Source organism: Streptomyces purpureus (assembly GCF_014648195.1).
Lineage (GTDB): Bacteria > Actinomycetota > Actinomycetes > Streptomycetales > Streptomycetaceae > Streptomyces > Streptomyces purpureus.
Map to the genome: position 1 here is coordinate 139,348 of NZ_BMQQ01000005.1, position 26,197 is coordinate 165,544.

Here is a 26,197-nt window from a genome sequence, read left to right on the forward strand (position 1 = left end):
CGCCCGGCCTTGCCCCGCCACTGCAATGCCATGGACAACAGCCGCCAGGGGAGGGTCACATGACACCCTTAGACCGCCACGCCTCCGAATTCCGGGCCGCCGCCCGACACTTCGTGCGTCACGTCGACCGCCGCCGGTTCCTCACCGTCACCGGCGCGGCCGCCGCCCTCGCCTTCGCCGCCGAGCTGCCGGGCGCGGGCGCCGCGAGCGCCGCCGAGCTCGACGCGGCCCGGGTCACCGAGGACCCGTTCACCCTGGGTGTCGCCTCGGGCGACCCGCTGCCCGGTTCGGTGCTGCTGTGGACCCGGCTCGCCCCCCGTCCGTACGAGCCCGGCAACGGCCTTCCCCGGGCCCGCGTCCAGGTCGGCTGGGAGCTCGCCCGCGACGAGGGCTTCCGCCGGATCGTCGCCCACGGCAGCGCCACCGCGCACCCGGAGTACAACCACACCGTGCACGCCGAGGCGAAGGGCCTCGCCCCCGACCGCGTCCATTGGTACCGCTTCCGGGTCGGCCGCTGGATCAGCCCGGCCGGCCGGACCCGTACCGCGCCGGCCCCCGGTTCCCGGGTCACCGAGCTGAAGCTCGCCGCCGTCTCCTGCCAGGCGTACCACGACGGCTATTTCACCGCGTACCGTCACCTCGCCGACGAGGACCTCGACGCCGTCTTCCACCTCGGGGACTACCTCTACGAGTACGCGGTCAACTCCGCCGGCGGCGTCCGCAAGTACACCGACCGGGTGCTGCCCGCCCACTTCAACCGCGAGACGGTGACGCTGGAGGACTACCGGCTGCGGTACGCGCTCTACCGGACCGACCGCGACCTCCAGGCCGCGCACGCCGCGCATCCGTTCGTCGTCACCTGGGACGACCACGAGACCGAGAACAACTACGCGGGCGGCATCCCGGAGAACGGCGTGCCCCCGGAGGAGTTCCTGCTGCGCCGCGCCGCCGCTTACCGCGCGTACTGGGAGAACCAGCCCCTGCGCGCGCCGCAGCGGCCCGACGGCCCGGACATGAAGCTCTACCGGCGCCTCCACTTCGGGCGCCTCGCGCAGTTCGACATCCTCGACACCCGGCAGTACCGCTCCAACCAGGCGTACGGGGACGGCTGGCAGACCCCCGGCCCCGAATCGCAGGACCCGGCGCGCACGATGACCGGCGCGACGCAGGAGCGGTGGCTGCTCGACGGCTGGCAGCGCTCGCACGCACGGTGGAATGTGATGCCGCAGCAGGTCACCTTCGCCCAGCGGCGCAACCTGCCGACGCCGGACTTCAAGCTGTCCATGGACGCCTGGGACGGCTACACCGCCTCCCGCGACCGCGTCCTGGCCGGTGCCCGCGCGGCCGGTGTCAGCAATCTCGTCGTCCTCACCGGTGACGTGCACGTCGGCTACGCCTTCGACCTGAAGGCCGACTTCGACGATCCGGCGTCCCGTACGGTCGGCACGGAGATCGTGGCCACCTCGATCGCCAGCGGCAAGGACGGTACGGACAAGCCGGCCAACTGGGACAATCTCACCCGGGCGAACCCGCATCTGAAGTTCTACAACGGGCGCCGGGGCTATGTGAACGTCACCCTGTCCCAGGCCCAGGCCCAGGCCGACTTCCGCACGGTGTCCCATGTCACCACGCCCGGCGGCACGATCGCCACGGCGGCGTCCTTCGTGACCGAGGCGGACGACCCGGGTCTCGAACCCGCCTAGCGCTCCCCATCGGCAGCCCGCCGCTTCCCCCATGCCCCTCCGTACGCCTCCCGGCGAACTGAGAACATGGGGGAAGATTCAACGAAACGGAGCTGTCGATGCCGGAGAGCGGCCAGAGCACGCAAGGTCATATATCGAGCCCGCGCGCAGAGGCCGCACCCCCGGCCGCGCGGCGGGCAAGTCTCCTCGTCACCCTCGTACTCGGCGGCCTCACCGCGCTGCCCCCGCTCTCCATGGACATGTACCTCCCGGCCCTGCCGGAGGTCACGGACGCCCTGCGGGCGCCAGCCGCCACCATCCAGCTCACCCTGACGGCGTGTCTCCTCGGCATGGCTCTCGGCCAGCTCGTCGTCGGCCCCATGAGCGACAAGTGGGGCCGACGGCGGCCGCTGCTCGCCGGCATGATCGTGTACGTCGCCGCCACCGCCGTCTGCGCCCTGGCGCCCACCGCCGAACTCCTCATCGGCTTCCGGCTCCTCCAGGGCCTCGCCGGGGCCGCCGGAATCGTGATCGCCCGGGCGGTCGTCCGCGATCTGTACGACGGCGTCGAGATGGCCCGCTTCTTCTCCACGCTGATGCTGATCTCCGGCGTGGCCCCGATCGTCGCCCCGCTCATCGGCGGCCAGATCCTCCAGGTCACCGACTGGCGGGGCGTCTTCCACGTCCTCGCCGGCATCGGCGTCGTCCTCACCTTCGTCGTATGGAAGTGGCTCGCCGAGCCCCTGCCCGCCGACCGGCGGCACAGCGGCGGCGTCGGCGCGGCCCTGCGCACCATGCGCGGCCTGCTCGCCGACCGGATCTTCACCGGCTACATGCTGGCCGGCTCCCTCGCCTTCGCCGCGCTCTTCGCCTACATCTCCGCCTCGCCGTTCGTGGTCCAGGAGATCTACGGCGCCTCGCCCCAGACCTTCAGCCTGCTCTTCGGCCTGAACTCGGTCGGCCTGGTCGCCGCCGGCCAGATCAACGGCAAGCTGCTCGTCGGCCGGGTCAGCATGGACAAGACGATCGGCTCCGGCCTCGCCGTGATCACGCTGGCGGCGACCGCGCTGCTGCTGATGACGTCCGGTGTCTTCGGCGAGGTCGGCCTGGTCCCGGTCTCGGCCGGGCTGTTCGTGCTGATGTCGGCGATGGGCCTGGCGCTGCCCAACACCAACGCCTCGGCGCTGATGCGGACCCCGCATGCGGCCGGTTCGGCGTCGGCGCTGCTGGGGACGTCCTCGTTCCTGGTCGGCGCGATCGCGTCGCCGCTGGTGGGGATCGCGGGCGAGTCGACGGCGGTGCCGATGGCCGCCGTCCAGCTCAGCTGCGCGGTGGCGGCGCTCGGCTGCTTCCTGATCCTGTGCCGGCCGTGGCGTAAGGAGCCCGGGAAGCCGGAGACCGAGGCGTAGGCCGTCAGCTGTCAGCTGTCAGTCGTCATCCGTCAGTCGTCAGTCGTCAGTCGTCAGTCGTCAGTCGTCAGTCGTCAGTCGCGGCGCGGGTAGCCGATGAGATGCACCCGGTCCTTCGCGTCGGTCCAGCGGAAGATCCCCACGCCCCCGACCTCCACTCCCGGCAGCCGGACGTTGGCGGCCAGCGGCTCCAGGTCGCCGGTCGCCAGGTCCGCCTCGACGGGGGTGCCGTGGCCCGCGAGGGCGTCCGCCGCGTTCCGTACGCCCGCCGCGCCGTAGACCAGGCCGTCGTCGGTGACGGTGGCGAGGCTGGGCCGGTGGGTGCCGTCGGCCTCCTCGAAGCAGTAGCCCTTCTTGCGCTCCAGGTCGAAGGCGAGGTTCCCGGCGATCAGGTAGCGGCCGTTCGGGGAGAGGACGGCCTGCGGGTGGTCACCGGGCTCTATCGCCGGTTTGCGGCACTCGACCTGGACGAGCGGGGCGCCGGTCGCCGAGTCGTGCACGGCCCAGATGTCGTGCGTGGCGGCCCGTTTGGCGCCCTTCTTCTGCTGCCAGCGGGCGACGACGCGGCCGGGCACGACGGAGGTGGGCAGCCCGCCGGTGGCCTGGGCGCCGCTGGGCGGGCGGTTGCGGCTGAACCAGCCGCCGCGGACCCAGAACTCCCGCGCCCCGCCCACCAGCAGGCCCTTCGCGGTCACGCCGTGCACCTCGGTGAGGCGGCGGCAGTCCGCGCAGCCCGCAGGGGGGCCGAGCTTGTCCGGCGGGACGGTGGTGACCTCGCCGGTCTCCGGGTCGAGAGTCGCGCTCCTGGCCTTGCCGTCGGTGATCAGCAGGGCGGGGCCGGTGCCGGTCACCGTCGGCGTGTCCGCCCAGGGCACCTCGAACCGGCGGCGGACGCCGTCCTCGGCGTCGTACACGTCGAGGGAGACGAAGGTCCCGGCCGGGGTCCAGGAGTCGGCGCCGGCCTTCCCGTACGACCAGGTCACGAAGTACCGCCGGTCGCCCTTGGTGACGGAGAGCAGATGCGGGTACGTGCCGGGGGCGGTCAGCGGCCGCCACGGCTTGCCCGCCCACAGCGGCCTGCCGGTGGCGGTGTTGAGGGTGCGCAGCCGGAACTGGGTGGCGTCGGCCCGTTCCAGGTAGCCGAGCGTGTCGGGCCCGGCCAGGGCGTGGACCGCGGAGGCCCTGGGGATCTCCCAGCCGCGGCCGGTGTCGTACGCCTCGGGGACGGCGAGCCTGGTCGCCGGGCCCGGGGCGCTCCTCTTCACCGGCTTCCTGGGCCGGGCATCGTCCGCGCCGCCGCCGGGGCCGCACATCGACAGCAGCAGGATCATCGCGAGGACGGCCGCTCCGGCGAGCAGGGCCGTACGGACCGCGCGTTCCCGGGTGGTGGCGCCGAGGGCGGCACCGCTGAGTCGTAACCGTCCGAGACCGCTGCCCCTGGGCCTGGTCCGGGTCCTGCGGAACGTCCCTCCGATGCGCACTGCCTGCCCCCCGATGAGCACCGTCGCCTCGACAACGGGCGTCAGCGTATCCCGCCTAGGATGGGCCGGTGAACGACTCCCTCCCCACCGCCGATGTGCTGCGCGGCGCGCTGGCCGGACTGCTCGACGGGCTGCCGCCGAAGCAGGCCGCTCAGGCCGTCGAGCGGCTGATCGCCAACTACCGCGGCACCACCCCGACCGACGCCCCGCTGCTCCGCGACCGCTCGGACGTGGCGGCGTACGCGGCGTACCGCATGCCGGCGACCTTCGAGGCGGTACGGGCCGCGCTGGGCGCGCTGCGGGACGCGGCGCCGGACTGGGAGCCGGCGACGCACACCGACATCGGCGGCGGTACGGGCGCGGCGAGCTGGGCGGTCGCGGAGGCGTGGGACTCGGCGGCGCGTACGACGGTCCTGGACTGGGCCGAGCCGGCGCTGGCGCTGGGCGAGGAGCTGGCCCGGGCGTCGGGGATCGAGGGGCTCGCGGCGGCGCGCTGGCAGCGCTCTCGGATCAGTGCGTCGCTCCGGATCGAGAGCAGTGATCTCGTGACGGTGTCGTATGTGCTCAACGAGCTCACCGTGGCGGACCGTGCGGCAGTCGTCGAGGAGGCCGCCCGCGCGGCCCAGGCGGTGGTGATCGTCGAGCCCGGCACCCCGGACGGCTACGAGCGGGTGATCGCCGCCCGCGACCACCTGATCGCCTCGGGAATGACCGTCGCCGCCCCCTGCCCGCACAGCGCCGCCTGCCCGATCGTGCCGGGCACGGACTGGTGCCACTTCGCGGCCCGGGTCAGCCGCTCGTCCCTGCACCGGCAGGTCAAGGGCGGCTCGCTGCCGTACGAGGACGAGAAGTTCAGCTACGTCGCGGCCACCCGCTTCCCGGTGACCCCGGCCGTATCCCGCGTCACCCGGAAGCCCCAGATCCGCAAGGGCCAGGTCCTGCTCGACCTGTGCGCTCCGGCCGGCCTCGAACGCTCCACGGTGACCAAGCGCCACGGCGCGCTCTACAAGGCGGCACGCGACACGGAGTGGGGCGACGCCTGGCCGCCGGAGGAGTAAGGCCGGGGGGCCGGGCGGCCCGATGGGGGGCTTTGTCGCTCCCCGGTCAGGGGGTCCGTAGCGTGCGCACCATCACCGGGGCGGGGCCTTGCCCGTGCGTACTGACGGTTAGTCAAAAATGTATCCGACCAGCCGTGGTGGCTGGAAAAGCCGGCACAAGGCCGGGCAGACCATCGCCCCCGGCGGGGCGTCCGTCGCGACGATCGACAGCATCGACTCGATGCTGATCGACCCGTCCAACTCGCCCGCCACCACGCCGCGCATCTTCCGCGGCAGCCACTCTTCCACCTCCACATCGCTGGTGAAGGGCTCGTATTCCAACTGGCCGGGCGACCCGGTGTGCTCCTCGGGTGCCAGCACGGGGGAGCACTGCGGCACCGTCTATGACGACTCCGACGTCTACACGTGGACGAGAACGGGGTGAGGGTCGGCGTCATCCAGGTCGCGGCCCCGGCCGGCCAGATCATGGGCGGCCAGGGCGACAGCGGCGGCCCGATGTTCAAGAAGGTGACCGGCGGCGTGCAGGCCCGGGGAATCCTCATCAGTGCGGACACCACGGCGGGGGCCCCATGACCTACTCGTGCGGTTCCGTGGCCCCCGACGCGTCGGGCATCAGGTGCTCGCGGTGGGTCAACTACGTGCCGATCAGCACCATCCTGAACACGTGGGGCGTGAACCTGGAAGTGGGCTGATACGCGGCCATGCCGCCGTACGGAACCCGTGCGGGAGAAGGCCCGGCCCACCTGGCAGCGCACACCAGTCGTGCGCCTGGCGAACGGACGGATGCGATGGCAGAGCAGCTCGACACGCGGACGAGACGGACCGCGCACCGTGGCGTAGCGGCCGTGGCGGGAATCCTGCTGCTGGCGGGGGTCAGCGGCTGCGGGTCGCTCACCGACGAACCTCCGGCGGACCAGATACCGAAGACGGTCCCCGTCAAGGGGAAGACGACCGGCACGGCCAAGAACCCCGAGACGCCGCCCCGGATGATCCTGCGCGGAAAGGACGACCCCACGGCCGGCCTGCAAGCGCTCCTCCCGGGAACGCTCGTGGTCACGGACAAGAACTGCGTAGCCGTGAAGCCGGAAACCGACGGAGGAACCGTTGCCCTCAACTGGGGGTACGGATGGACGGCCCGGGTCGAGGACGGCAAGGCCGTCGTCTACGACGCGCGCGGAAAGGTCTTCGCGAGAGAGGGCGACAAGGTAAGCCTGGGCGGAGGGACGTCCTCGCGGTTCGCTGACCACCCGTGCGCCGGACGCAGCATGTTCGCGGTCAACAACGCACCCACCGACAAGTAGAGCCGCCACGCACCAAGGTCCGCTCCTCCCCTTACGGATGCTGTCGGTTGATGCGGGCCTGGTCGCTTCGCCCCCTCGTCATGCGGCGGGGCCAAGTGCTTCCAGAGCGCTGGTGCTGGTTCGTGCGTTGGGGTTGGCCGGGTGCGGATCTTCGGACAGGTCCAGCCGAGGTTCTGTTTGAACAGGCGGAAGGTGCCCCGGCTCCAGCACGCAGACGATCGAGTACGGCCACCCGGGAGGGGGAAGTAATTGCAGGACTAAGCCCCAGGTCAGGGCTGTAAGGGGCAGACGAGTCGGGCTGTACGCCGGGTTCTGTTCCACTCAGGGAGCGATCACGCTCTGACCTGCACGTTTGCTGGAATCTGGCGGCTGTTCCGGCCCTCTGGGACTTCTCAGGGACTTTCAGCCGAGATCCGTGAGCCACGCCTCGATCGCGGACAGTCCCCGCGCGCCAGCCTGCGGCATGAAGTGAGTGTACGTCCGGAGCGTGAACGCCGGGTCGGAGTGCCCCAGCCACTTCGCGAGCGAGACGATCGACTCGCCGGCTTCGAGCATCACCGAGGCGTACGTGTGGCGCAGGACGTGGAAACCGTGCTCGCGGCTCGGCTCCCATACACGCGACGGCTTCTCGCCCGGCTGCCGCTCGGGCAGCGGCGAGATGACTCCCACGTCGGCGAGCGCCGGCTTCCACGCCTTGGTGTTCCAGGTGGTGCGGTTGATCGCGCCGCGCCGCCCGGTGTACACGAGCAACGGGACGGTCACCTTGCGCCGGTCCTCGCGTGCAAGGTCGGGCTCCTCGGGGTCCAACCACGGCAGGGTGACGTCGATCGGTTCGAAGCGTTCCTGGTGGGTGAGGAGCCGTTTCGCGAGCACGTTCGGCAGAGGCACGTCACGTTCCTTGCCGCCCTTGGGCGGGCCGAAGTACAGCCGCGATTTGTACATGAGGATCTGGCGCTCGACGTGCACGAAGTCGCCGTGGACGTCGTTGGGACTGAAGCCGAACACCTCACCCTGTCGGAGTCCGCATCCGACGCCGAGATCGAGCGCGATCTGGTAGCGGTCGGCCAGCGCCTCCCGTACGGCGTCGACACGGTCCTGCTCCCATGCTCGAGCCTTGCGCTCCGGCTTCTTCGGCGGCTTGATCGAGCTGTTGCCCTTGCACGGGTTGCGGTAGAGCCGCTTGTCCTCGACCGCGGCCTGCATGATCGCCTTGAGGTACACCCACGCGACATAGGCCGTACTCGACGCCACCGCCCTCTGAACGTCGGCCGACCACTTGCGCAGCTCCGCGACGCCAATGTCCCTGAGCGCCAGGTCTCCGAGCTGCGGCAGCACCTGCCCCCAGATCCGGTGCCTCATGCTTTCCAGCGTCTGGGCGGAATGCACCTGGGACGGCCACCAGTGCTTCTCGACGTACTCACGAAGGCTGATCGCACCGTCTCGCGCGTCGACGAAATCCCCACGCCGCGCGTCGGTCTGCGCCTCGGCCAGCCACGCCTTGGCGTCCGCGACCGTGTCGAAAGAGCGGTCGCGGACCCCTGGTATCCCCTTGACCCGATAGCGCGTGCACTTACCCCACAGAGCGGTGCGTTCGCGCTTGCCCGTCTCCTTGTTCGGTCGCTTCTTGAGCCACCGGTCTTCGATGTAACCCGCCATACTCGTCTTACCCTCGGCTTCGCCTGGCTTCTCTCGGCGCGATCTGCGTCGCGATCAGACACACAGACGATCGCCGTGCGCATGAAATTCCGAGTGCTGCTGAACTCCTCATACCTGTTTTCCCAGGTCAGCAGCCCGGCGACGCTCACGCTGCCGCGGGGCCTTGTTCAGCGGGTTGAGGGCGGGGTTCGACCGCGAGTCCGCCTTCTGCTGCTCGCTGAGCCACGCATCGAGCAGATCCCGCCGGTACATGACCCTTCCGCCGGGACCCATCCGAAAGCTGGGCGGCCCTTGCCTGCGGTGGCGCCAGACGTAGAGCGTGTTCACCGAGATGCCCATGTACTTCGCAGCGTTCTGAACATTCAGGAACGCAGCCTCAACAGCAGGCTGGGACTGGTTACGCATCGCGTGTCTCCGAGGTGTGCGCTGCCGGAGCAGCAGTCGTTCCGTCCTACCGCCCACCGCGCAGCGAAACCGCACGGATCACTGCTGGCGAGCAGGTTCAGAATCCGGAGAATCAGTGGTTTGGCCCGGCTGTCACCTCGTGATAAAGAGCGGCCGACCGTCGCCTGCTGACGTCCGAGGCCGCAGAGTGCCGACACACACCAGACTCTGCGTGCCGAGGACCATCGCATCCCGTTCAGGACCGACGGGGCAAGGTCACGCGCGTTCGTCGTCGGCGGCGAAGCGAGTGCTGTGACCTAAAAGGTTCACCGGGTTCGCGCCGATACCCGATTGCGCAGCGAAGCGCGGGACGATGGGGGCCATGAGTCTTGTAGGACAGTCAGCCCTCTTCAAACTGACGGTGCGGCCTGCCCGGGCTGCCTATCTCATCGCCGAGGGAAGCCGGGACGGCCTTCGGCGAGCGGTTCAGGAAGCGACTTCTCGGTGGGGCGGTCAGACCGAGCCCATCGTTCCCGTCCCGGAGGACGGCACGATCGCCCCGGACCACAGGCGCGTCATCGAGGTCGCCCACGTGGATGGTTTGGTGAACGTCGATGCGCCGGCCGATCACGCGCAGTCATTGGCCGAGTCGTTCGATATGCAGCTTACGCCGATCGATCACATCGACCGGTGGGGCGCGACCAGGTGCACGAGCCATCCCGCCGATCTGGCGCTGCCAGCGACCATCGACGGGAGCAACGGCTACGTCATCGCCGCCGAGGGCGCCCCACTGTGGCAGGTGGCTGCTGCGGGCGACCTGAGGAGCGAAGCGGAGAAGGGGTTCCACGACGCCGGGACGGCAGTGCGCCGGGTCCGGTTTGACCACGAGATCGGCGAGTCGCAACTCTGGGATCACACCCTGCTCGGGGCAACCACGGTGTCGATGAGTGAGGAATGGGCGTCGCCGGCCCCTTCGGATTCGCCGACGGTGCTCTTCCTCGTGTCGGATGCGGACGACTTCGACACTTGCCTGGCGTTCTGGAACCTGCGAGCTCTGCGCTCGGTGAGTCGCGGGGCAATTCCCATGCACCTGCTACCCGTAGACATCAGCCACTGGACGGCATGGCCGCGCGTTCTGGCTGGCGCATTGCAGCGACCCGACCAGTTCTCCCCCGATGTGCTGATTGCCTCCTCCTCTGTGGGGGAGCAGGCGATGCACACCTTCGCCCAGAACATGGGCTTGCAGCTATCCGAGGAGCAGCAGGTCAGCCGCTCGATGACGTTCGGCAAGGAGGTGCCGAAGCGCTCAGCTCCGTTCACCTACCTGGTTGGCTTGCCGATGCGTTACGTCGATTTCGAGCGCCGGTACGGCCTGGCGGCCTTGGTCGATGTGCCGGTGGTCGGTGAAAAGACCGCATTGCGTTTCACCAGCCCGGTGCCGACGAAGCTGGACTACGGCGGGATGTCGCTTGTCAGCATCTCTGGCGGGCCGATTGACGCGCTCCCCAAGCGTGAGCCGGTGGCCAAACTCGTCACAGACAACGCCGAGTGGCACGACGACGCAATCCAGCTCGCCGCCCTCCTTCAGCGAGACTGGCGACTTGAGCTTCGGATTCCGACGCCGGCCGCGGCCTACGAGGCGGTCATGCGGGAGCGGACCGCGTCTCACCTGCTGTCCGACAAGGGGGCAATCGGAGCGGGGCTGCTGGATGAGGCCGCGACGGACGTCCTGGCCGAGCCAAACGTCTTCGAGACGATCCGGCAGCTGACGACTCCGCGCGGCGAGGACATCGCGAAGAAGCTGCAGAAGCTGTTCGGCAAGGACCGGCCGCTGACTGAAGACCAGAAGGCGTTCGCTGAGGAGTTCGGTGGCCGCAGCGAACGGGTCTTCAAGAGCGCCAACCGCCTGGGCTGCGGATCCTTCGAGACCGCGCAAACGGCTCTGGAGCACCTTGCCGGAATCGGTTGGGCCGAGCGTGGCTTCCAAACCGCGTGCAGCGAATGCAAGATCAAAAGCTTCGCGCCGTTCTCGCAAGAGACCGTTCGTGGGATCGCACGTTGCCCCGTATGCGGTTCGTCGACCGACTACACGCGCGAGCCGGGCCGCGGCTTGGTCCTTCACTACCGGCTCGACGCGCGTGTGGACTTCGCCAATGACAACGGCGTGATCGCCCACCTCATGGTGATCGGCGCCCTGGACCGGCGCTACACGCACACCCTCCTCAAGCCGGGGGTTGATCTCTTCTTCGCTGACGGCGTGCAAGGCGAAGCCGACGTCATCGGCATCTGCGACGGCAAGCTGGTCAGCGGCGAAGTCAAGATGTCCGGCAGGTCGTTCACCGACACGCAGCTCAACAAGGACATGGACATCGCCGAGCGGCTCCGCTCGGATATCTACCTGATGGCCGCCACCAGCCCTATCGAGGAGGAGGCCAAGCATCGCGCCAAGGCCCGCTGCGACGAACTCGGCGTCGAACTGCTGATCCTCGAACGAGACGACCTGCTGCGTTGACCCGGCGGCTTGGTCGTCTGGGCAGAAGGGGAACATCGACGAAGTCGCCGCCAACCCGGTGCACAATGCCGGTCAGGGCACTCGCGCTGTAGGTGACGGGCCTGTCGGCGAGCTTGGCGACCAGGGCCAATCCCAGCGTCTACTCCTCCACCACCTCCGGGGGAAGGATCGGAGCTGATCAAGGGCCGCGAGCCCGTTGTGTAGCTCTCCGGCAGTAGCTCTGCAGTTGCCCGCTGACCGCAGAGGGCGGACACGTATGCCATCCCCGACGGAGCCGGCGGTGCCAGCCGATTAGCCCAGGTCTTGGCGAAGGCGGCGGAGGTAGGCGTCGATCTGCACCAATCCGGGCCAGTCGCTTCCCCGGAGGCGGGAGGTCTCCGATCGGAGCCGGTCACCTACGTGAAGTGCGTGCGGGAGGCTTTCCGCCGCGGCGTGCAGACTCATCAATCGTGCGAGGGCGTCCAAGTAGCGGTTGACGGCGTCCTCGTCATCGGGCGCGGGCGTGGCCTCGCTGACGTGGTCGAAGGCTTGGATGGCGGCGGTGGCCTCGCCCAGTTCCATCCGGCACTGCGCGGCGTAGTACCAGCACAGCTGAGCTTGCTCGTCGTGGTCGCCGTAGCGGTCGGAGTAGTGGTGGGCGAGCGGCTCGAAGAGAGCGAGGGCCTCGCTGTGGCTTCCGGCCAGGAACTTCACCTGGGCGAGGCTGAACTGCATGCCTTCTTTGAGCTCCGGGTCAGCGGCTCTTGCGATGGCCTCGGCGAGCGCGTCGGCGGCCTGGGTGAACTGGCCATCCTGAGCGAGCCGCGCTGCCCGATCAGAGACCGCGTCCGCCTCTTGCTCTGTCAGTGCAGCGGGGCCTGATGCCGGCCCCTGAGGTGCGGCTGCTGCCAGTGAGGGCGCGAGCGGCGACGGGACGACAACTGTGGGTGTGTACGAAGCGGCAACACTGGGGCTGGGTGCCCGGCCTCCGAAGGGGCGCAGGAACGGCAGACGGGGGTCGAGGGTGCTCTCGTCGGTCGTGGCGGCGGCGCCGGTGGAGGCGTGGACGAAGGGCAGGAGGGTGTCGTAGACCGCCATCGCGTCCGTACGCTGCTCGGCTTCCTTGGTGAGCATCGCCAGCAGGAGCTTCTCGATGTCGGCCGGCACGTCCGGGCGCAGGGTGCGGATGGGCGGGGGTGGGGTGTGGACGTGGTGCCACATGTGGGAGCGGCTGTCGTCGGGGGTGAACGGCGGTTTTCCGGTGAGGAGTTCGTGGAGCACGCAGGCGAGGGCGTAGACGTCTGCGGCGGGGCCGACGGCGTTGGCCAGGCTCTGTTCGGGGGACATGTAGGGCGGGGTGCCTACGGTCATGCCGACCTGGGTGAGGCGGGGCAGGGTGCCGACTCCGCGCAGGGCGGCGACGCCGAAGTCGAGGACCTTGACGACGCCTCCGGGGGTGAGCATCAGGTTGGACGGTTTGATGTCGCGGTGCACGACGTCGTGACGGTGGACGGTGTCGAGGACGGAGGCGATCTGGGCGCCGACGGCCGCGGCCCAGGAGACGGGGACCGTCTCGCTTTCGTAGTCGGTCTCGTCGATGAACGTCTGCAGTTCGCGTCCCTGCAGGAGCTGCATGACGACGAACAGCCGTCCACTGGCCTCGTCGGTTCCAGTGTCGTAAACAGCCGGCACACCCAGGTGCTCGATGCCGGCGGTGATCTGGACCTCGCGCAGGAATCGGGCACGGCGGGTCTGCAGGGTCTCCTCGAACGCCGCACCCTGGAACCCGGGCGGGACCGGGCTCTCGGCCAGCATCATCTTGACCGCGACCCGGCGGTCCAGGCGCTCGTCGTACGCCTGCCAGACCTCGCCCATGCCGCCCGCGCCGATGGGCGTGTGCAGCCGGTACCGGCCCGCGATCACGCGAGCCGGTACGCCGGCGTCGAAGATCGGCGTACCGCCCTGCACCATACGAGGTCCCCCTCTGTGTGGTCGGAGCGTGACCACCCCGTTCGGCCTCTTGTCTGACGTGCTGCAAAGCACAGGCTATGCGGTCGGCGGTTCCGCCCGACGGCTTCCGGACGACTTGAGCTCGGCGGCCCGCTGCTCGGTGGCCCGGCGCTCGGCCTCACGTCGGACCGGGCGTCGAATGAGCTGGTACGCCTGCTGGGTCGCGACCTGCTTGAACAGGCGGTTGACGTCGGCGTCGTCGAAGTAGCGGACCATCAGGGCGTCGTTGGACGCCGCCTGGTCGATGACGATCCGGTCGAGGTCCTTCTCCAGTTCCCCGCCGAAGACGTCCTGGTCCTGGTGCAGAGCGATGGCCCGGAGTTCCGGGTCCTCGCTGACGGCGACAACGAGCTGACCGAGCAAAATCTGGTCGGTGGTGGACAGCCCGGTCCCGTACTCCTCGTTCACCGACTGGATCACCTCGGCCAGCGACATCTCCTCCGCCTCCGCCACCGCTCCGGCCGCCTCGGGTACCAGGCCAGGCAGTACCTGGGCGCCCGCCGCCTCCAAGCGCAGCTCCGGGGTGCCCGTCTGAGCGATGCGCATGTGACTTGGGGCGGCCGTCCCTATGTCGGCGCCGGCGCTGCGGGCGGGCGCGGGAAGGCGGCGCAGCAGGAAGCGTCCGTACTGGTAGAGCCGTTCCAGTTCGAGGTTCTCGAATCCGATGACGTGGGAGAGCCAGCCGTACGCCTTGGTGTAGGAGTCCAGGGCGCGGCGGAATTCGGCGGCGGTGTCCGGTTCGGTGGCGTTGAGGGCGTTGAAGCGGTCCACGGCGGGCTGCAGGTAGCCGTAGAGGCGGGCGTGGGCCTTCATGATGGCGGTGTCGGTGGCCGAGCCGCCCTGGAAGGCTGCGAAGTACGCGGTAGCGAAGGCGTCCATCTCGGCTTCCACCAGGAGCTGATAGGCCATCACCTCGCGTTCGCGGTCGAACAGCAGGTTGGGGTCGGTGGGCTCGCTGACTGACGCCTCGTAGTACTGCTGGAATGCCTGCTCGATGTCCTCGGGCCGGTTGGCGAAGTCGAGGATGAACAGGTCCTCGGTGGTCTTGAGCCGGTGGGTGCGGTTGAGCCGGGAAAGGGTCTGCACCGCGGCCAGTTTCACCAGGATCTTGTCCACGTACATGGTGGTCAGCAGCGGCTGGTCGAAGCCGGTCTGGTACTTCTCGGCGACGACGAGGATGCGGTGCTCGGGCTTGGGGACGGACGGCGGGTTCGGGTCGTCCGCGCGGGTGTAGCCGAAACGTGCCGGCAGTTCGCGTTCGGGGAAGCCATTGAGCTTGGCCTCGGTGTACTCGATCCCATCGAGGGTCAGGGCCCCGGAGAACGCGACCAGGGTGCCGCAGTCGGTGAAGCCCCGCTGGTCGATGTAGGCCCGCATGGCCTGGTAGAGCCGTACGGCGTGGTCACGGCCGGAGGTGACCACCATCGCCTTGGCCCGGCCGCCAAGACGCGGGCTGGAGTGCGACCGGAAGTGGTCGACGATGATCTTCGCCCGGGAGGCCATCGACGCCTCCGACATCAGCGCGGCCCTTACCAGCCGCGAGCGGGCCTTGCGTGGGTCCACCTGCTGCTCCGCCTCCTCGGCGGCGGCCTCCTGGAGCTTGAAGTACGTGGCGTAGGTGATGTAGTTGCCGAGCACGTCGAGGATGAAGCCCTCCTCGATGGCCTGCCGCATCGAGTAGACGTGGAACGGTCCCTTCTCCTGCTCCCCCGAGCCAGGATTGGCGTAAGGGGTGCCGAAGAGGTCGATCGTCTTCGCCTTGGGGGTGGCCGTGAACGCGAAGAAGGACAGGTTCGGCTGCTTGCCGCGCGCCAGGGCCGCGGCCGTCAGCGGGTCACCGTCCTCGTCCACCGCGTCCGAGCCGAGACGTCCCAGCGCCTTCTTCAAGGCCGCCGCGCTTTCCCCACCCTGCGAGGAGTGCGCCTCATCGATGATCACCGCGTAACGCTGACTTCCCAGCCCCGCGACCTTGTCCAGGACGAAGGGGAACTTCTGCACCGTGGTGATCACGATCCGGGCCGTAGGCCCGGTCAGCGCGTCCGCGAGCTGCTGGGAGTTCTCATCGATCCGCACGACCACGCCGGCCTTGTGGTCGAACTGGTAGATGGTGTCCTGGAGCTGCTTGTCCAGTACCCGCCGGTCGGTGATGACGATCACCTTGTCGAAGACCAGCTTGTTTGCCCCCAAGCCGGAGGCGAGCGCGGCGGGTGCGATCTGCCCAGGATCGTGGGAGGTGTGCAGGCTGGACAGGTGGTGCGCGAGCCAGGCGATGGTGTTGGACTTGCCCGAGCCGGCGGAGTGCTGGATCAGGTAGTTCTCCCCCGCCCCGTGGCGGGCCGCGTGTGCGATGAGCTTGCGCACCGCGTCCCACTGGTGGAACCGCGGGAAGATCAACGGCTGCGTGTGCGCGCTACCCGGCTTGTGAGACGGCGCACGGCCGGCCTTCGCGGCGGCGTCCTCGACGTGCAGGAACCGCTGCAGCAGCTCCAGCCAGTTGTCACGAGCCCACACTTCGTCGAAAAGGTAGGAGGTGGGGTACTTCCCATCGGTCGAGGCCGGGACGTTGCCAGCTCCGCCGATCTGGCCGGGGCCACCGGAGCCGGTGTTAAAGGGGAGGAAGCGGGTGGCGTCGCCGGCCAGGCGGGTCGTCAGAAATGCCAGCGTCGGATCGACCGCGAAGTGGACCAGACTCCGCTTGGCAAAGAACAGTTCCTTCGGATCGCGGTCGCGGCGGTACTGCCGCTTGGCGTCCTCGACGGTCTGGCCGGTCAGTCCGTTCTTCAACTCCACCGAGGCGACCGGCAGTCCGTTGAGGAAGAACGCCATGTCGAGGCTGTCGGCCGGACGCGCCGCGGAGTAGCGGAACTGACGTACGAAGGTGAGCCGGTTGGCGTCGTACTCGGCCAAAGCGTCGGCGGCGAGAGTGTGCGCGGGACGGAAGTACGCAAGCTGGATCTTCACGTTGCGGTCATTCACGCCCCGACGCAGCACGTCCAGCAAGCCGCGCGAGTCGATCTCCCGCGCCACGCGCTTCGCGAACCGGCCGATGGCCTGCTCTTCGTCCTCGCCGTAGGCGGCCTGTAGCGCCAGCCACGCGTCATTCTGCGACGCGCCAAGGAACGCAGACAACTCGGAGGTGTCGATGCCCAGCGTGGGGTTGTAGGTGTTCGACAGCCCGCGCTGCCAGCCGCTGCGCAGTAGCGCCGCTTCCACGGCGTTTTCGAATGCCTTCTCGGTGTATACGCGGGCGTCGTTCATCTGAATCCCCCTCAGAGATCGCGGTCGGGCGCGGGGCGGGCGGTGGTGACGTCGAGCTGGCCGGTGACGGCAGCGGTGATCAGTGCCTGACGGCGTTCGGCAAGGAGTGCCAACTGCCTGGCGCGTGCACCCCTTTCGTTCTCGATCGCGATGATCTGATGCTGGATCTCGTCGGCTACCGACTGTTGCGTCCGAAGGTCAGGGATCGGAACTTTCAAGTCCCTCAAATCGGGAAGTGAGAGCTGGGTTTTTGTGCCGCCATACTGACTCCCAAGAAGAGAATCTTGGATGAGGGGTGACGACAGGAGGTAGGCCAGCCACTTCCCAGACACAAGCCTGGAGGGGCGGAGCAGGCAGACATGCTGACTGACATTCGCACCTACGACGTCCTGATTGGCTAGGCATACCCAGCCAGTATTTGCGCCGGTAATACCAACGAGAACGTCACCAGAGCGGATCGTAGATCGGATAGATTCCGCCAATGCAGATGGCGGAGGATCAACATAGGCAACCGAAGCGAGTTTCGGCTCCGTGGAATCACGCCACAAGTTGGCGCTCCGAAAAAACATATTTCCCTCGGAGCCGATATACTCGCCCCACCCGCGCGGGCCACTAGTCACCAAATTAAGGAAGTACCCCAACCTCGCCACCCGAACTTCGGGGTGCCAGGTTGCAGCAAGTACCGCTCGTCGGCGGCTGGAAAGCAACTCGTCCTGAGAGCACATTTTCGCCATGAGGCGGTCAATCCGAGAGGTCTCGGCGTCGAGGAAGCCAGCGGTGCGACGCTGCTCCTCCAGTGGGGGTGGAGTCGGTACGGGAACCTCATACGCGGCCTCACGCGCCAAGCCCGGCACTCCAACATCTTGTGACGGACCCTTGAGGTCAACAGCCTGGAGGACATAGTAAAGCCATCTGAGGTCGGCGGAGGTAAGTCGCTCGTCGATATAATAGGCCGTATCGATGGCGAATCCACCTGTCGGGAGCCAATGGATGGAGCCATAACTTCCCTTGCGGCCAACTACGATGCCTGGCGCCCGAAAATTCCGTGCGGTGTGAGTGCCTGAAATTCCGCCGGATCCGACGACTGGGAACTCGCCATCGATCCTCATATCCGAAGCCAAAGAACTTCCGTACGCCATGCGTGTTACTCGCTTCAGCGGAACGGTCGAGGTCACGCCGTCACCTCACTCAGCAGCGTCTGAATCTCTGTCTCCAAAGCCTTCAGTTCCGCATCGATCTCCGCCAGCGGCCTCGGTGGCGTGTAGACGTAGAAGTGGCGGGTGAAGGGGATCTCGTATCCCAGCTTGAATCGCTCCGTCTCCTTGGTCTTCGGATTGCGGGTCTCGGCGATCCAGGCATCCGGGACGTGGGGAAGCACCTCACGAGTGAAGTACTCGTCGATGTCCTCGCTCAGCGGTACGTTCTCGTTATCGCGCAGGTCGGGGTCAGGCTCGGGCTTGCCTTTGATGAGCTGGACTTCACCTTCCGGGTCGGTCACCCCCACGGCGTCACGCAAAGCCTTCTGGAACGGCGCGGCGGAGGGCCACAGCACGCCGCTGGCCACCATCGCCGTCCGCATGGCGTCCCACGCCTCAGCCTTGGTCGACCACTGCGACCCGAGAAGTGGCTTGAGCGCGGCCAGCAACAACTCGACCGCTGCCTCGCCCCCGACCGCCTTCTTCACGGCGGCAGACGCGCCGAGCTGAGCGAGGCTGTCCTCGGTCAGCTCGAAGCGGAGCTTGAGCGGCCGGTCCACGGTGATGCGCTGGTAGCCGAAGTCTCGGTTGGCGAAGACCTTCACCCGCCCGTGATCCGGGTGGGCTTCGTCGCTGGCGATGCTCAGCGCATCGCGGTAGATCGCGCAGATATTTCCGATCTGCGCCCGTGTGATTTCCTTGCGCTTCTCACCGAGAGACTTGCGCATCTTGGTCCACTGGTCGCGGGCGTCGAGCAGGATCACACGGCCCTTGCGATCGGCTGGCTTGCGGTTGGTGACGATCCAGAAGTACGTGGAGATGCCCGTGTTGTAGAAGAGCTGGTCCGGGAGGGCGACGATCGCCTCCAGGTAGTCGTGCTCGATGATCCACCGGCGGATCTCTGACTCGCCAGACCCAGCGCCACCGCTGAACAACGGGGAGCCGTTGAAGACGATGGCAAGGCGGGTACCGCCGACCTCATCGCCTGCCGCGTCCTTCTTGAGCGGCTGCATCTTGCTCATCATGTGCTGCAGGAACAGCAGCGAACCGTCATTGATCCGGGGCAGGCCGGCTCCGAAGCGGCCGTCGAATCCGCGGTCCTCGTGCTCCTGCCGTACGACCTTCTCGACCTTCTTCCACTCCACTCCGAAGGGCGGGTTGGCGAGCATGTAGTTGAAGGTCTCGCCGTCGTGGCCGTCCTGGCTGAAGGAGTTGCCGAAGCGGATGTTCTTGGCGGTGTGGCCCTTCAGAAGCATGTCGGAGCGGCAGATCGCGTACGACTCGGCGTTCAGCTCCTGTCCGAAGAGGTTGACGCGCACGCGCGGGTTCAGCTTGCGGATGTGCTCTTCAGCTGCCGAGAGCATGCCGCCGGTGCCGCAGGCCGGGTCGAGGATCTTGACGACCTGGCCCTCTCCGTTCAGCCGGTCGTCATCCGGGGCGAGCAGCAGCTCGACCATGAGCTCGATGACCTCGCGCGGGGTGAAGTGCTCACCGGCGGTCTCGTTGGAGGCATCGGCGAACTTACGGATCAGCTCCTCGAAGACGTAGCCCATGTCGTGGTTGTCCACGGCCTCGAAGCTCAGGTCCAGGCCGGCGAACTTCCGCACCACCTGGTAGAGCAGGTCGGCGTTGTCCAGGCGGTCGATCTGAAGGTGGAACTCGTAGCGGTTGATGATCTCGGTGGCCTCCGAGGAGAAGCCCCGGATGTAGTCCTTGAGGTTCTTCGCCACGTTGGCCGCGTCACTGCTGATCGTGTCGAAGGTCTGCTCGGACAGGTTGTAGAACTTGAGTTTGGACGCTGCCAGCAGCAGTCCGTCCTTGTTCTCTCCGGTGTAGGAGGCCGCCCGGTCCCACACCGCCGGGCGGGTCGGGGCCATGACGCAGTCCAGCCTGCGCAGCACCGTCAGCGGCAGGATGACCTTTCCGTACTCCGAGCGCTTGTAGTCACCGCGCAGGAGGTCGGCCACCGACCAGATGAAATCGGCCAGTTCCTGGTTCTTGCTCAAAGTGTCCTGTCCTCTCGCCCCACTGCGGCGTCTCCGTCGATCGTCGTGCTTTGGTGTTCAGAGTTCCCGCCGTCACGGGTCGCCGGCGGATCGAGTGCGCCGCCGGTGAGGCCGTCGCGGGCGAGCCGCGCAGCCCGGTCGCCCATGCTGGCGAGTTCGGTGAGTTCGCGCTCGAACGCGCCCAACGAGCGAAAGGCGTCGCCGTAGCGGCGCTGCCGCTCAACGTCCATGCGGGGTAGGCGCGCCGCCTGCAGCTCCGCTCGGAACGTACCCGAGGAGGACGTGCTACGACGGACGTTCGCCGCGCTGCTGGCGAATCCACGCACGTAGTCGGGGTCCAACTGGTCGCTGACGGAGGTGAGCTCGTCACCGTCCAGGCTGACCAGGCCGGCGGCCAGCAGGTCGCTCACAGCCACCGGGACGCCATCATCCAGGGCGTCGGCCCGGCCACGTGGTGGGAGCTCGGGAAGCAGCGCCCGAAGGCGGCGCAGGCGCGTGTCCAGATCCTCACGCAGCTTGGCGTATTCCACCGCGTAGTCGGGTTCCGGCTCGCGTACGTAGCGGCTGGGAGTGAGGTCCACCTCGTTGTCCAGCAGATCGATCAGCTGCACCTCCGCCTCCTGGTGAGGCTGAGGGGCCCACGGTCCGTCCGGGCTGTTGGCGCTGAGATCCACCATGCGTACGGTCCCCGCCGCCCGCCCAGGGTTGGAGGGACGGCTCAGCAGCCACAGGTGTAGCGGAAGTGCATGACTGGCGGCGAGGCCAGGCGGTAGAGCCACCACTGCGGTGACGCAGCCGCGACGCACCAACTCCGCACGGATTCTGCGACCGGAGCGACGATGGGCGACTGATGCCGGCAGGACCACCACGGCTCGCCCGCCGGGTGCCGTGTGGTGGTAGCAATGCTGAAGCCAGGCGAGTTCGCTCTCCCCGCGCGAGGGCACCCCCGCCTCCCAGCGCGGATCGACGAGCAACTGCTCGCGGCCCCAGTCGGCCACGGCGGTCGGCGGCTCGCACACGACCAGGTCTGCGCGGAGATCGGGGAACGCGTCAGCCCGCAACGAGTCGCCTGCCACGACCTGAACCGGCGCCGCCTTCTCAGTGGCGGCCAAGGCCGCACGCACCTGGGCTACGCGTGCCGCATCCGACTGTGTGTCCTGCCCCAGCCTGCTCTGGACCGTACCGCCGCCCACCGCAACGAGGAGCGAGCCGATGCCGCACGCGGGGTCAAAGACGGTACCTGAGGTCTCACCAGCGAATTCTCGGACCGCGCGAGCCAGCCGCAATGTCGAGGCCCCGTCCAACGCGGCGCGCGCGGTGGACTCCAGCAGCCGGGCGACCAGAGCGTCCATCACCTCGGTGGGCCTCCGGTCGGCGACCAGCCCGTCCACCGCCTCTCGGACGGCCTGGTCGGCGAGCTCTTCCGCATCGCCCCGGAGATAGTCCCCGACAGCAGCCAGCGCCCCGGCCATCTCCTCGCCGTAGGCGCCGCGCAGCGCCTGCCAGAGCCGGACCTCCCCGCTGACCTCTCGCCCGTCGCGCTGCCCCTCCAGCCACTGCCGTACCTCGGCGAGCGAGAACAGGGGACTCGCCGAGGTGCCGCCTACGGGCGCGGGGAAGTCCGAACGACGCCTGCGCCAGTTGGACACCGCGGCACGCGTCACGCCCGCCAACCGTGCGATCTCCGCAGCGGTCGCCGTGGCATCAGCCGCCTCGTTTCCTCCGATCATGGCGCGACCGTACACCGTTCCCACTCGGATCTCCAAGTTACATTCAGTTGACGGCGTTAACTAGCTCCTGTTCACTGGGGGTCACGCGCCATGGACTCCGCCGCACACAGCACACCCCACCGGAGGAGAACCGAGCGTGAGCACGAAGTCACGCGGATCGAGGAGAACGACCCCGCGGCATCGACCTCCGGCACCTCGACTCGAAGGAGCATCACGTGGCGGCCAAGGAGAAGAGCAGCACCGGCACCCGGAAGTCCACGTTGCACCGGCTCACTGTTCCTAATGGTGGCGAGGTAGAACTCCGCACTCTTGTGCGCCCTCACTATCTCGACAGACCCGGTTACCAAGTCCGCGAGTTCGCCCGGGAGGGCGTCACCGGGCTGCTGGTGAACGGGGGAATCCCCCGAGACCGCGCCGACTGGTGCCCGGCCGTCGAGCGGATCACCGGCCTGGAGGTCAACGAACGGAATCACTCCGCTGCGGGCCTGGTGCTCATGCGCACCGAGCGCGGCCTGTACGCCCTGAGTTACGGGGTCGGCCAGCACATGCTGGACCCGTACTACCGTGATGATGAGTTCGGCCTGGAGTTCGCCACCCGCTGCCTCGACGAGGACGGCATCATCAGGGTGCGCAACCAGATCATGGACGGACGAGGGCGCGTCGACGAGTACTCCGTCGCCCGGGGAGAGCGTATCGACGGCTTCGGGCTTGACCGGTTCGGCGCAGTCGTCCGCCGCATCTGCGGAACCGTTAGCGGCATCCCGTTGACCTCACTGCCCTCCGGTATCTCCAAGCATGTTCGAGTCGAGTGCTCCGAGTCGACCATCAAGCTGCCGCTGGCCACCACCCCGGAGGAATTCCTCAACGACCTGCGCGCGATAGAGGAGGTCTGCTCGCGCCCGGATCCGCTGCCCGAACTGGGCTTCGTCGATCGGCTCCGCACGATGGACAACCGCAGCCGCAAGGCGGTGGACGCCCAGGCAGTCCTTGAGCGCATGCTCGCCGACCCGACTCACCCGCGGCTCACGCTGGGAGTTCCGGAGAGCTGCCAGGAGGGCTTCGGCTCAGCCCAGGCGTTCCGGATCAGCTCGGGTAGCCGCAGCATCGACGTCACCGACCTGGACCTTCCTGTCCTCCTCGAGTTCGTCTCGGACAAGACCGAAGGCGAGCGCCTCAAGGCCCTCGGCCAGGTCCGGGTCGTCATGTTCAGCGACGACGACTTGAAAACGCCGGCCAGCGCCGCGACCACCGGCAAGGAGTGGCTCATCGCGGACGTCCCTGTGGAAACAGTGCGGTACTTCTACGGCCACGGAAAGTGGTACGAGGTGGGAGCCGGATTCCTCGAGACGCTGGAGGAAGAGCTCCGGGAACTGCTCGGCAAGTCGGCCAGCGTCCAACTGCCCGCCTGGCCAAAGGGAGTACCGAACGCCAAGGGGCGGGACTCTCACGATGAGGACTGGTACAACAAGCAGGCGGCAGGCCAGGAGGGCTACCTCCTCTTCGACAAGAAGAACATCGTCACGGACAAGTTCAACGGTGGCGGCCTGGAGGTCTGCGATGTCCTCGGCCCGGACAACCAGCTGATCTGCGTCAAGAAGGCCACCAGCAGCAACGGCACCGCGCCGCTGAACCACCTCTTCGCCCAGGCGGTCACCGCCGTCGAAACCCTGCGCAGCGACAAAGCCATCCGCAGCGCCTTCCTGGGGCAGGTTGCGGATCGTACTCCCGAGCACCGTCTCCTGAGCGACTTCGGCACGCTGAAGGTCGTGCTCGGCATCCTCCTCAAGGACGGAAAGGAGATCACCGTCGACTCCCTCTTCGCCTTCGCCCAGGTCTCCCTCCTCCAATCGGCACGTCGCTTGCGCGCGATGAACGCAGAGGTCGAGGTCGTCGCCATCCGACGCTGAACCCACGCTGCCCCGGGGCGATTTCCCAAGCCCACTTCGCGAGCGCCGTGACGCGTCCAGCACGTGTCCGAATGCGACAAGCCCAACGCAGCTGATCATCTTCCCTGAACGACCCCGAGGCGTCCACGGTGGCTGAGAAGCAGCGAGCGGAGCCCGACGAGGCATGAGGCGTAGGTATCCACTGGAATACCCGCAGGCCGGTTTCGATTGCTCCTCTTGTAGTGATCACGGAGGGGGACGCTGGTGGCCGAGCTGATGTTGTTCCGGCGGGACGCGGACGGGCGGGATGTCGAGTTGTCCGGTTCGACGGTGGCGCTGGAGGTGGAGCTGCAGCGGCGGGTCGAGGCCGGGCTGGAGCAGATGCTCGGTATCCGGTTTGTGGTGTCGGAGTATGCGACTGGTCCGTGGCATCGGGGGCGGATCGACACGCTGGGGCTGGATGAGAACGGCACCCCGGTCGTGATCGAGTTCAAGAAGGGCTCCGACAGCGGGGTGCTGTCGCAGGCCGTCTCGTATCTGTCCTGGCTGCGCTCGGCACAGCACGAGTTCGAGGCGCTCGTCCGGAAGGTGCTGGGCGCGGAGGCCGCCGAGTCGATCGACTGGCGGCGTCCGCGGATGGTCTGCATCGCGGCCGGCTTCTCCCACCACGACCGGGTGGCCGTGCAGTGGCTGCCCGAGCGGATCGACCTGGTGCGCTACCGGGTCTTCGAGGGCGGCCTGCTGAGCCTGCTGCTTGTCGACTCCTCGCCCGGCTCAGCGAGCGCCGCTTCGTCTCGACGGAGCCGGGAGCGGGACGCGGTGATCGGCAGCGCGCCGGCGGCACCGGCGACTCCTGCGCCTACGGGTGCTGGCCTCGTGCCGGAGTCCTTGCGTGACCTGTACTCGGAGCTGGACGAGGCGCTCACGGCGTGGGGCGAGGTGGAGGTGGCGGCGCTGCGGCACTACATCGCTCACCGGCGGCTGGTGAACGTAGCGTCGGTGATCTTCCGTCCGAAGCACGAGGTGATTCTGGTCTATCTCAGACTCGACCCGGACTCGGTCGTGCTGGAGGAGGGCTTTGCCCGGGACATGCGAGGCATCGGGCATCTCGGGACCGGGGACCTGGAGGTGCGCCTCGTTTCAGCGGCGGACCTGGAGAAGGCAGCGCCGTTGATCCGGCGGGCGTTCGAGGCGGCGTGACGCAACGAAAAGGGCGGCTGGTGCATCGGTCAATCGATGCACCAGCCGCCCTTCGGCGTCTGCGGCCCGCCGGCCCCGGGCTCTCTTTGCTCTCATGATCAGGCCTCCGGTCCGGCCAGGTCGAAGTCGTCCTTGGTCAGCTCGGCGCGGAGCCGCTGCTCGGCGATGTCCGCGTAGTGCTCGGAGAGCTCGACGCCGATGAACTTGCGGCCCTCGCGCAGGGCTGCGACACCAGTCGTGCCGGAGCCGGTGAAGGGGTCGAGGACGGTTCCGCCCGGCGGGCAGATACGCACCAGCTCCCGCATCACCTCCACGGGCTTCTGCGTGATGTGCACGCGGTCCTTCCGAGGCTGGCTCGCGGTGTAGAGGCCGGGCAGGTAGACGGGGTTCCGGTCGGGGTCGACCGGGCCCTTGGTGCCCCAGACGATGTATTCGCAGGACTGCTTGAGCCGGCCCTTCTGCGGTCGGGCGACGGGCTTGTGCCACGAGGCGATGCCGCGCCAGGTCCAGCCGGCGGCCTGGAGCGCGTCGGTGGTGGTGGGCAGTTGCCTCCAGTCGGTGAAGACAAGCGCGGCGCCCGACTCGGCGGTGGCCCGGTAGGACTCGGTGAGCAGGAGGGTGAGCCAGAAGTCGTACGAGCGCTGGTCGCGGTTCTCCCCGGGGAAGTTGGCGAGGTCGTGCTCGGCGTCGCCCGAGGTGTACTTCGCGCGGGCACTGCGGCCGGTTCGTTCGCCGCTGGTTCGGCCACCGCTGTTGTAGGGCGGGTCCGTGATCACGGCATCGACGCTGTTGTCGGGGATGCCGGCGAGGGCGGTCAGCGCGTCGCCTCGGTGCAGGGTGTACGGCATGGTGCGGTTCTCTCTTTCCGCGGGGACGGTCGTGCGGGATTCCGCGTTCCCGGAACACCGCGCACGTCGGCTTGATTCGCTCCCGGAAGCCACAGAAGCAGCCGCCTGCGGAGAGCGATGGGCTGGAGAGTAACCACCATTCTCGGCCGCACCTAATGGCGCTCTGCCGCCGCATCACGGGCCTCGACTGCCAGACGTGGCGTCGTTTGGTGCGGCCGGAATTCGTCTCTACAGTCTCGCCGTGTTCGACGGACCGGGGTCGCCCTCCCACCCTGTTGAGCTGTGTTGATGCGTGTTGCCTCGTCCAGATGGCAGCACGGGCAGCATCCGCGAAGCGGTCTGATATTTAGGCGAGGCGTTTTCTCTATGTGGCGCGTGAGATTAAGAGCGCGGCTGGCTGCCGCCCTCCAGTAGAGAGGTGCCCAGGGGTCGGGAGTTAGCCGCTCCCGACCCCTGGACCTCCATTCCCTGATCTCAAGGGTTGTGAATTTCCGACCGGTGCGGTGCCGGTGACCTTTTCGACGAGAACGCTGGTGCCGCGCTGCCTACGAGTAAGGAGCTGCTGATGCAGCATGCCCAGGCACGCCCTTCCCCAGAGCCC

General features: G+C 68.1%; 18 protein-coding genes. 8 read left to right on the forward strand and 10 right to left on the reverse strand.

Annotation, left to right across the window (positions count from 1 at the left end; all coding sequences use genetic code 11):
* The first annotated feature begins 59 nt into the window (after positions 1 to 59).
* The gene (locus IEZ01_RS09260) at positions 60 to 1,703 is read left to right on the forward strand and encodes an alkaline phosphatase D family protein (protein WP_189200931.1); all 1,644 of its coding nucleotides are present in this window, start codon (positions 60 to 62) and stop codon (positions 1,701 to 1,703) included.
* A 98-nt stretch (positions 1,704 to 1,801) separates the two neighbouring features.
* Complete coding sequence (locus tag IEZ01_RS09265; protein ID WP_189200933.1) at positions 1,802 to 3,091, forward strand: multidrug effflux MFS transporter; 1,290 nt, start codon at positions 1,802 to 1,804, stop codon at positions 3,089 to 3,091.
* A gap of 74 nt (positions 3,092 to 3,165) precedes the next feature.
* Here IEZ01_RS09265 and IEZ01_RS09270 read toward each other — a convergent pair whose 3' ends face one another.
* Positions 3,166 to 4,422 (reverse strand): hypothetical protein, encoded by a 1,257-nt coding sequence (locus IEZ01_RS09270; protein ID WP_189201174.1) that lies wholly within the window; start codon positions 4,420 to 4,422, stop codon positions 3,166 to 3,168.
* 218 nt (positions 4,423 to 4,640) lie between these two features.
* Here IEZ01_RS09270 and IEZ01_RS09275 point away from each other — a divergent pair, with 218 nt between their 5' ends.
* Entirely contained in the window at positions 4,641 to 5,630 is a 990-nt protein-coding gene (locus tag IEZ01_RS09275; RefSeq protein ID WP_019885808.1) for a small ribosomal subunit Rsm22 family protein, read from the forward strand.
* Between the two features lie 108 nt (positions 5,631 to 5,738).
* Here the strand turns inward: IEZ01_RS09275 and IEZ01_RS09280 are convergent, their stop codons facing one another.
* Positions 5,739 to 5,990, reverse strand: coding sequence for a hypothetical protein (locus IEZ01_RS09280; RefSeq protein ID WP_189200935.1), 252 nt, complete (start codon positions 5,988 to 5,990; stop codon positions 5,739 to 5,741).
* Positions 5,991 to 6,035: 45 nt separating this feature from the next.
* On the opposite strand from IEZ01_RS09280, the gene IEZ01_RS09285 reads away from it, so the two are divergent.
* Complete coding sequence (locus IEZ01_RS09285; RefSeq protein ID WP_189200937.1) at positions 6,036 to 6,203, forward strand: hypothetical protein; 168 nt, start codon at positions 6,036 to 6,038, stop codon at positions 6,201 to 6,203.
* Between the two features lie 215 nt (positions 6,204 to 6,418).
* Positions 6,419 to 6,931 carry a hypothetical protein gene (locus tag IEZ01_RS09290; RefSeq protein ID WP_189200939.1) on the forward strand — a complete coding sequence of 171 codons (513 nt, stop codon included), beginning with the start codon at positions 6,419 to 6,421 and terminating at the stop codon, positions 6,929 to 6,931.
* A 402-nt stretch (positions 6,932 to 7,333) separates the two neighbouring features.
* Here IEZ01_RS09290 and IEZ01_RS09295 read toward each other — a convergent pair whose 3' ends face one another.
* On the reverse strand, positions 7,334 to 8,587 hold the full coding sequence (locus IEZ01_RS09295; RefSeq protein ID WP_189200941.1) for a tyrosine-type recombinase/integrase: 1,254 nt from the start codon (positions 8,585 to 8,587) through the stop codon (positions 7,334 to 7,336).
* A gap of 108 nt (positions 8,588 to 8,695) precedes the next feature.
* Positions 8,696 to 8,992 (reverse strand): helix-turn-helix domain-containing protein, encoded by a 297-nt coding sequence (locus IEZ01_RS09300; protein WP_189200943.1) that lies wholly within the window; start codon positions 8,990 to 8,992, stop codon positions 8,696 to 8,698.
* Positions 8,993 to 9,353: 361 nt separating this feature from the next.
* Between IEZ01_RS09300 and IEZ01_RS09305 the strand changes: the two genes are divergently transcribed.
* Entirely contained in the window at positions 9,354 to 11,483 is a 2,130-nt protein-coding gene (locus IEZ01_RS09305) for a hypothetical protein (protein ID WP_189200945.1), read from the forward strand.
* A 291-nt stretch (positions 11,484 to 11,774) separates the two neighbouring features.
* Here IEZ01_RS09305 and IEZ01_RS09310 read toward each other — a convergent pair whose 3' ends face one another.
* The 5 genes from IEZ01_RS09310 to IEZ01_RS09330 form a co-directional block, all read right to left on the reverse strand.
* Positions 11,775 to 13,433 (reverse strand): serine/threonine-protein kinase, encoded by a 1,659-nt coding sequence (locus IEZ01_RS09310; protein WP_189200947.1) that lies wholly within the window; start codon positions 13,431 to 13,433, stop codon positions 11,775 to 11,777.
* Between the two features lie 75 nt (positions 13,434 to 13,508).
* Complete coding sequence (locus IEZ01_RS35615) at positions 13,509 to 16,730, reverse strand: type I restriction endonuclease subunit R (RefSeq protein WP_189200949.1); 3,222 nt, start codon at positions 16,728 to 16,730, stop codon at positions 13,509 to 13,511.
* Between the two features lie 11 nt (positions 16,731 to 16,741).
* Entirely contained in the window at positions 16,742 to 17,905 is a 1,164-nt protein-coding gene (locus tag IEZ01_RS09320) for a restriction endonuclease subunit S (protein ID WP_189200951.1), read from the reverse strand.
* Positions 17,902 to 19,932 (reverse strand): type I restriction-modification system subunit M, encoded by a 2,031-nt coding sequence (locus IEZ01_RS09325; RefSeq protein ID WP_189200954.1) that lies wholly within the window; start codon positions 19,930 to 19,932, stop codon positions 17,902 to 17,904. Before IEZ01_RS09325 ends, IEZ01_RS09320 begins: the two co-directional genes overlap by 4 nt.
* On the reverse strand, positions 19,929 to 21,662 hold the full coding sequence (locus tag IEZ01_RS09330; RefSeq protein ID WP_229832814.1) for an HsdM family class I SAM-dependent methyltransferase: 1,734 nt from the start codon (positions 21,660 to 21,662) through the stop codon (positions 19,929 to 19,931). The genes IEZ01_RS09325 and IEZ01_RS09330 overlap by 4 nt, the downstream gene beginning before the upstream one ends.
* Positions 21,663 to 21,877: 215 nt before the next feature.
* Here IEZ01_RS09330 and IEZ01_RS09335 point away from each other — a divergent pair, with 215 nt between their 5' ends.
* Complete coding sequence (locus IEZ01_RS09335) at positions 21,878 to 23,569, forward strand: DUF6119 family protein (RefSeq protein WP_189200956.1); 1,692 nt, start codon at positions 21,878 to 21,880, stop codon at positions 23,567 to 23,569.
* Positions 23,570 to 23,812: 243 nt separating this feature from the next.
* Complete coding sequence (locus IEZ01_RS09340) at positions 23,813 to 24,748, forward strand: DUF5655 domain-containing protein (RefSeq protein WP_189200958.1); 936 nt, start codon at positions 23,813 to 23,815, stop codon at positions 24,746 to 24,748.
* Between the two features lie 98 nt (positions 24,749 to 24,846).
* On the opposite strand, the gene IEZ01_RS09345 is transcribed toward IEZ01_RS09340, so the two are convergent.
* The gene (locus IEZ01_RS09345) at positions 24,847 to 25,596 is read right to left on the reverse strand and encodes a DNA-methyltransferase (RefSeq protein WP_189200960.1); all 750 of its coding nucleotides are present in this window, start codon (positions 25,594 to 25,596) and stop codon (positions 24,847 to 24,849) included.
* Positions 25,597 to 26,197 lie beyond the last annotated feature (601 nt).

Bases quoted from the DNA above. Each gene is read 5' to 3' on its own strand.
- IEZ01_RS09265 (WP_189200933.1), top strand. From the start codon at position 1,802: ATGCCGGAGAGCGGCCAGAGCACGCAAGGTCATATATCGAGCCCGCGC.
- IEZ01_RS09330 (WP_229832814.1), bottom strand. From the start codon at position 21,662: ATGATCGGAGGAAACGAGGCGGCTGATGCCACGGCGACCGCTGCGGAG.
- IEZ01_RS09290 (WP_189200939.1), top strand. From the start codon at position 6,419: ATGGCAGAGCAGCTCGACACGCGGACGAGACGGACCGCGCACCGTGGC.
- IEZ01_RS09260 (WP_189200931.1), top strand. From the start codon at position 60: ATGACACCCTTAGACCGCCACGCCTCCGAATTCCGGGCCGCCGCCCGA.
- IEZ01_RS35615 (WP_189200949.1), bottom strand. From the start codon at position 16,730: ATGAACGACGCCCGCGTATACACCGAGAAGGCATTCGAAAACGCCGTG.
- IEZ01_RS09310 (WP_189200947.1), bottom strand. From the start codon at position 13,433: ATGGTGCAGGGCGGTACGCCGATCTTCGACGCCGGCGTACCGGCTCGC.
- IEZ01_RS09345 (WP_189200960.1), bottom strand. From the start codon at position 25,596: ATGCCGTACACCCTGCACCGAGGCGACGCGCTGACCGCCCTCGCCGGC.
- IEZ01_RS09305 (WP_189200945.1), top strand. From the start codon at position 9,354: ATGAGTCTTGTAGGACAGTCAGCCCTCTTCAAACTGACGGTGCGGCCT.
- IEZ01_RS09295 (WP_189200941.1), bottom strand. From the start codon at position 8,587: ATGGCGGGTTACATCGAAGACCGGTGGCTCAAGAAGCGACCGAACAAG.
- IEZ01_RS09270 (WP_189201174.1), bottom strand. From the start codon at position 4,422: ATGATCCTGCTGCTGTCGATGTGCGGCCCCGGCGGCGGCGCGGACGAT.
- IEZ01_RS09300 (WP_189200943.1), bottom strand. From the start codon at position 8,992: ATGCGTAACCAGTCCCAGCCTGCTGTTGAGGCTGCGTTCCTGAATGTT.